The organism is Pelagicoccus sp. SDUM812005 (assembly GCF_031127875.1).
In the GTDB taxonomy this organism is placed as follows: Bacteria; Verrucomicrobiota; Verrucomicrobiia; order Opitutales; family Opitutaceae; genus Pelagicoccus.
Genome location: NZ_JARXIA010000116.1, coordinates 1 through 304, shown reverse-complemented (window position 1 = coordinate 304; position 304 = coordinate 1). Strand labels below are relative to the sequence as shown.

Genomic DNA, 304 nt, shown 5'->3' with positions numbered 1-304 from the left:
CTGGCCGCTTGCTGGGCGCACGCCCGGCGCAAGTTCTTCGAGGTCAAGGAACGCTTCCCGCGCGAGTGCGCCGTCTACCTCAAGCTCGTCGCCAAGCTCTACGAGGTCGAAGGGGAAATCCGCGAGAACGGCCTCGACGCGGAAGCGGCCTTGGCCCTTCGCCTGAGCAGGTCCGCCAACACTCACGCCCGCATCCACCGCGTATTGGGAATCCTGAGACGCGGAGGCCTTCCGTCAAGCGGCTTGTCCAAGGCCTGCGACTACTCGCTCTCGCACTGGGACTACCTCTCGACCTACCTGCGGC

At 65.8% G+C, this 304-nt stretch carries 1 protein-coding gene; it reads left to right on the top strand.

Going from position 1 to position 304, the window contains the following annotated elements; translation table 11 throughout:
- The coding region (locus QEH57_RS24900) for a transposase (RefSeq protein ID WP_309009513.1) at positions 1-304 on the top strand (304 nt) is incomplete at both ends.